Source organism: Actinoplanes sp. NPDC051851, from assembly GCF_040681165.1.
Lineage (GTDB): Bacteria > Actinomycetota > Actinomycetes > Mycobacteriales > Micromonosporaceae > Actinoplanes.
Genome location: NZ_JBFAYF010000140.1, coordinates 1 through 5,769 on the forward strand (window position 1 = coordinate 1; position 5,769 = coordinate 5,769).

Genomic DNA, 5,769 nt, shown 5'->3' on the forward strand with positions numbered 1-5,769 from the left:
ACGGCGGCGTCCGCGATCGCGGAGATCGCGCAGGTCATCTCCACGATCGGGGACTACACCACGCAGATCGCCGCGGCCGTCGAGGAGCAGACCGCCACGACGCAGGAGATGAGCCGGGGCGTGACCGAGGCGGCGGGCAACACCAACCTGGTCGCCGAGGCGATCAACGACGTGGCCGGGGTGGCCCGGGCCGCGTCGGCGAACGCGCGCAGCGCCCGGGAGGCGGTCGCCGACCTGAACCGGCTCTCCACCGAGATGACCGCCATCGTCAACAGTTTCAAGTACTGAACGTTTACGTTAACATCGCCACATATCGATCTGGATGGGGATCGGGAGCGGCGTGACGGTGGATCGGCTCTTCCAGGTGCAGCGGCACGAGCGGCTGCTCACCCAGTTGCGCAGCTGCGGGGCGGTACGCGTCCGCGAACTGGCCCGCGACCTCGGCGTCAGCGAGCTGACCATCCGCCGGGACATCGCCGCGCTCGCCGCCCGCAACCTGGTCACCCGGGTGCACGGCGGCGCCACCCTGCCCGCCACCTCACCTCGCCGCCCGCGACCCGCCCCGGCCGCCGGGTTCCCGATCGGGATGGTCGTCCCGTCGCTCGACTTCTACTGGCCGCCGATCGTGGCCGGTGCCCGCGCGGCCGCCGCGGCCCTCGGGGTGACCATCCAGCTGCGCGGCTCCAGTTATGACCCTGACGAGGACCGCCGCCAGATCGGGCGCCTGGTCGAGGAGCAGCAGGTACGCGGCCTCCTGCTCGCGCCCAACCTGGACGGCCCCGGCGCCGACGAGATGCTCGACTGGATCGGCGGCCTGCCGGTCCCCGCCGTGCTGGTCGAGCGCCAGCCGCGGCGCTGGTCGCCGGCCGCCCGCCGGATCGAGTGGGTACGCAGCGACCACACCCTCGGCATGGAGATGGCCGTGCACCATCTGCGGGAGCAGGGGCATGACCGGATCGGCCTGATGCTCTCCGGCGGGAGCCCGACCTCGGCGTACCTCAGGAAGGGTGGGAACGGCATCGATGATCTGCTGGTCCCGGGTGAACCGGAGGCCGCGGTGCGGGCCTGCCGGGCGGGTGTCACCGCGCTGATCGTGCACAGCGACCCGGACGCCATCGCGGTGGTGAGCGCGTGCCACGAGGCCGGTCTGGACGTGCCCGGTGACCTCGCGGTGGTCGCCTACGACGACGAGATCGCGCATCTCGCGCAGCCGGCGCTGACCGCGGTCCGGCCGCCGAAGCACCACGTCGGACGGGTCGCGGTCGAGCTGATGGTGGCCCGGCTGCAGTCGGGGGACCGGCGGCCGCCGCAGGGGGTGCTGCTGACGCCGGAGCTGCTGGTACGGGAGTCCTCGCTGCTCTTCAGAAAAGTTCGAGTCTGAACGTTTCTGACCTTCTGAGTTCGACTCATGGCTGTGAATGTGTCGCCTGCGTTACCAATGTTGCATGCGAGCAAGATTCTCCTTTGTGCTGGTCGCGGCGCTGCTCGCGACCGGAATCATCGCGCCGTTCGGCACCGGACCGGCGCGAGCCGCGACCACCGGTTTCCGGGGCGTCAACTGGGCTGACGAGCGGGACAACTTCGTCGACGACACCCTGGTCCTGGGCGGTCTGAGCACCTCGGACAGCTACGCCACCACGCAGACCAAGGCGAACGCGATCCTCACCGGGTTCGTGAACAACCTGGGCGTGAACACGGTCCGCATGCCGGTGAACTACCCGACGGTCTCCGGGTCGTACTGGTCGTCGTACACCGGGGCGATCGACAAGGCCAGCAGTCTGGGGCTGAAGGTCATCCTGAGCTACTGGGAGGCGGACTCCAGCCGGGACGGGCTGATCGACGACACCACGCAGTACTGGTCGATGTGGTCGACCATCGTCAGCAAGTACTCGTCCGACGCCAACGTCTACTTCGAGCCCTTCAACGAGCCGTACGGGTACACGGACGACGGCTGGAAGACGATCGCGGCGCAGTGGCTCAGCACCTACAGCGGCGTGCCGAAGGGCCGCGTGATCGTCAGCGGCGCCGGCTACAACCAGCGGTTGACCACGATCGCGACCGACAGCCGCTTCGACGGCACCCTCATCTCCCGGCACATCTACCGGTTCTTCGACACGGCCCGGGTCACCGAGGACTCCTGGCGCGAAGCGCTCCGCACCAGCGTGGGGTCGTACGCCGACCGGGTCCTGATCACCGAGTTCGGCACCATGATGACCGATGGCCGGGACTACAACACCCCGTCCTCCACGGACAACTTCGTCGCGTTCTACCGGGGTGTCGCCGCCGAGGCCCGCGCCGAGGGGCTGGGCACCGTCTACTGGCCCGGCGTCCGGATCGCCGACCCGTACCGCCTGCAGGAGATCTCCGGCTCCGGCACCGCGCTCACCCTCTCCACCACCAACGCCTCCGGCCGCAACCTGCTGCGCTACTCCTGGGGCCTGGACGCCAGCGGGTACACCGCGCTCACCCACTACACGGTGGCGAACCGGAACAGCGGCAAGCTGATGGACGTGGTCAGCTCGTCGACCGCGGAGAGCGCCGAGGTCAAGCAGTACACCTCGAACGGCGGCCAGAACCAGCAGTGGTCCTTCGAGGACCTGGGCAACGGTTACCTGCGCGTGGTCAACCGGTACAGCGGCAAGTGCCTGGACGTCGCCTCGGCCTCGACCGCCGACGGCGCCAACATCATTCAATACACCTGCGGCTCCGGTACGAACCAGCAGTGGTCCTGGGTCGCGTCCGGCAGCTACTACACGCTGGTCGCCCGGCACAGCGGCAAGTGCCTCGACGTGGTGAGCGCCGGAACGGCCGACGGCACCGACATCGACCAGTACACCTGCAACGGCGGCACCAACCAGCAGTGGTCGAGGAGCGCGGTATGAAGAAGGTCCTCGCGGTTCTCACCGCCCTGATGCTCGTCCTTCTGCCCGGCACGCCGGCGCTGGCGGCCTCCGTCACGATCACCAACGGCACCCAGCTCGGCGGCGTGCACGCCCACGGCGGCGGTGTGATCAAGGTCGGTGGCTACTACTACTGGTTCGGCGAGAACCGCAACTCCGACGACACGTTCTACGCGGTCAGCGTCTACCGCTCGACCGACCTGCTGAACTGGGAGTTCCGCAACAACGTCCTCACCCAGTCCTCCGCGACCGAGCTGGCCTCCGCCAAGATCGAGCGCCCCAAGGTCATCTACAACGCCTCCACCGGCAAGTACGTGATGTGGATGCACAAGGAGAACGGGACCGATTACGCCGAGGCCCGTGCCGCCGTGGCCGTCTCCGACACGGTCGACGGGGACTACACGTACCAGGGCAGTTTCCAGCCGTTCGGTACGTACATGTCGCGGGACATCACCCTCTACCAGGAGGGGACGGACGCGTACATGATCTCGGCGGCTGACGAGAACAAGGACCTGCAGATCTACAAGCTGACCGCGGACTACCTGAACGTGTCGACGCTGGTCGGCAACTTCTGGAACGACAACTCGCGTGAGGCGCCGGCCCTGTTCAAGCGGGGCAGCACCTACTTCATGCTGACGTCCGGCACCTCGGGCTGGTACCCCAACCAGGCCAAGTACGCCACCGCGTCGAGCATCTCCGGCCCGTGGACCGCCTTCACCAACGTGGGCGACTCCACCACGTACGCCTCGCAGCCCGCGTACGTGCTGCAGCTCGGCGACAGCTTCCTCTACATGGGCGACCGCTGGGCCGGCGCGTGGGGCGGCACGGTCAACTCCTCCGAGTACGTCTGGCTCCCGATCAGCTTCCCGTCCACGACGAGCATGAGCCTGACCTGGTACCCGACGATCACCGTCGACGCCTCGGCGGGCACCGTCACCGGCACCGCGCAGACCTACTACACGGTCGCGAACCGCAGCACGTCGAAGCTGATGGACGCCTGGAACGCCTCGACCGCGGACAGCGCCGAGATCAAGACGTACACGTCGACCGGCGGCACCAACCAGCAGTGGGAGTTCCGCTCCAACGGCGGCGGCTACCTGCACGTCATCAACCGCAACTCCGGCAAGTGCCTCGACGTCGCCTCCGCCTCCACCGCCGACGGCGCCAACATCATCCAGTACACCTGCGGCACCGGATCCAACCAGCAGTGGTCCTGGGTCGCCACCGGCAGCTACTACCAGCTGGTCGCCCGCCACTCCGGCAAGTGCCTCGACCTGGGCTCCGACGCCGTCGACATCCAGCAGGCCACCTGCTCCACCGCCACCACCCAGCAATGGACCCGCACCGCCTCCTGACCCCTCACCCTCAGCGCACCTCTCGCGGAGGCCGGTCCGCCGGCCTCCGCTTCATGGGTACGCCCACCGTCGGGTCCGTCCCTCGAGGTTGTGGCGGGATCCGTTATGTATCTTCGACCCTCCGTGCTCGGCGTGCATGATCGGCATGTCGTCGCGGAGGATACCGGCATCTGGGTCGCATGCCTGCTGCCAGCACGAACCCCGTGGCGGGGCAGTGCCACGCACTCGATCCGGACTGCACTGGTGTGGCTTTCGCCATTCAGGTGATCGACCAGGCGGCCAGACCCGAGAGTGCCAGGTTGCCGCGGGCGTGGCGCGAGGTCATTCACTCACGCACGCCGATATTGCTTCGAGTAGTCCTTTCGGCACATTCTGTATGGCTGTGCTGCGAAGGAGGAACGTGTGCCGGAGCCGATCTCACCGACCGATTCTGATCTGATCAGCCGAACCCGACGTCTCATCACCTAGCTCAGATTCGTCAAGCGTAGTTCCCGCGGAGGCCGTGACTCGCTCAAGGAGGCTTCGCCGATCTGGCTGCACGGTCTCCTGCCACTTCAGACCGCCTGTGACGTCGGTGCGTTCTTGTCCCTTGCACGGTCAGTGCCCAGGCCGCACCCGAACCCCCCGGAGGTCCTCGACGGTTGGCTCGGCGCCGGCACGGATTTGGACGACCCTTGGGCCGTGCCGGCCCTGGTCGATCGTCCGGGTTCCGGTGTCAGTACCCCGGAGGAAGTCGTACGGGCCATGCAGGACTGGTTGCCGCGGTGGGAGGCGTGGGCGCACGATCGGCGCGGCGCGCAGGCGACCGACGAGCTGTTTGCGCAGTTCCAGTCGTTTGTCAGCAAGGCTCGCAAGGAGGACGACGAGTTGGTGCTCGGCGTGGGCCTGGTGAGCGCCTTCGCGGGTGGCACGTGGTCGCTTCGCCAGTATGTCCTGGTCGGGGAGGTCGAAGTTGAGACCGATGCCGATCGTCACGTGACCAGCCTGCGGCTCGTCGACGGGCTGCATCGTGCCGACGAGGATGCGTTCGACGTGAATGACGGGTACCTCGCGGATCCGCGCGCTGAGGCGTTTGACGGCTGGCAGCGTCTGGACCCGCTGTCGGAACAGACCGCCGGATGGCTTCGTGGTTGGCGGGAAGGTCATTGGCGTACTCCACCTCGGTGGGACCCGATTGCCGAGCCGCCGGAACCGCCGGACGACGAGCGGGTGCAGCTGACGTTGTCGCCGGCGTTGTTTCGGCGTTCCCGGGAGAGCAACGGCGTCGCCGCGTTCTACGAGAAGATCGGTCAGTCGCTCAGCGGCCCCGGCGCGCGCGTACCTCTCGGGTTTGCCCAGCTGCTGCATCCGCTCGATGCTGACCAGCGCGCGGCGTGGCTGGGCAGCACGGCGGCGCCGGCGATCAGCGCCGATCTGCTCCGGTGGAGTCCCTGATAGTGGTGTAACGCGGTTGGCGTGATCGTCGGACATCCTGTCCGGCATAGAACGCGGCCATCGCGTGATCTTTCGAGCGA

At 67.8% G+C, this 5,769-nt stretch carries 4 protein-coding genes and 1 pseudogene; all 5 read left to right on the forward strand.

Translation table 11 applies throughout. The annotated features are described in order from the left end of the window. Positions 1-288 (forward strand): annotated as a pseudogene (locus AB0M08_RS47050) (methyl-accepting chemotaxis protein); the annotation flags it as partial. 52 nt (positions 289-340) lie between these two features. Next, positions 341-1,381 carry a substrate-binding domain-containing protein gene (locus AB0M08_RS47055; RefSeq protein ID WP_364508774.1) on the forward strand — a complete coding sequence of 347 codons (1,041 nt, stop codon included), beginning with the start codon at positions 341-343 and terminating at the stop codon, positions 1,379-1,381. A 64-nt stretch (positions 1,382-1,445) separates the two neighbouring features. After that, positions 1,446-2,882, forward strand: a complete 1,437-nt coding sequence (locus AB0M08_RS47060; RefSeq protein ID WP_364508777.1) for an RICIN domain-containing protein — start codon at positions 1,446-1,448, stop codon at positions 2,880-2,882. Next, positions 2,879-4,255: an RICIN domain-containing protein gene (locus AB0M08_RS47065; protein WP_364508779.1), complete on the forward strand. Its 1,377-nt coding sequence runs from the start codon at positions 2,879-2,881 to the stop codon at positions 4,253-4,255. The genes AB0M08_RS47060 and AB0M08_RS47065 overlap by 4 nt, the downstream gene beginning before the upstream one ends. A 681-nt stretch (positions 4,256-4,936) precedes the next feature. After that, positions 4,937-5,689 carry a hypothetical protein gene (locus AB0M08_RS47070; protein WP_364508782.1) on the forward strand — a complete coding sequence of 251 codons (753 nt, stop codon included), beginning with the start codon at positions 4,937-4,939 and terminating at the stop codon, positions 5,687-5,689. Positions 5,690-5,769 lie beyond the last annotated feature (80 nt).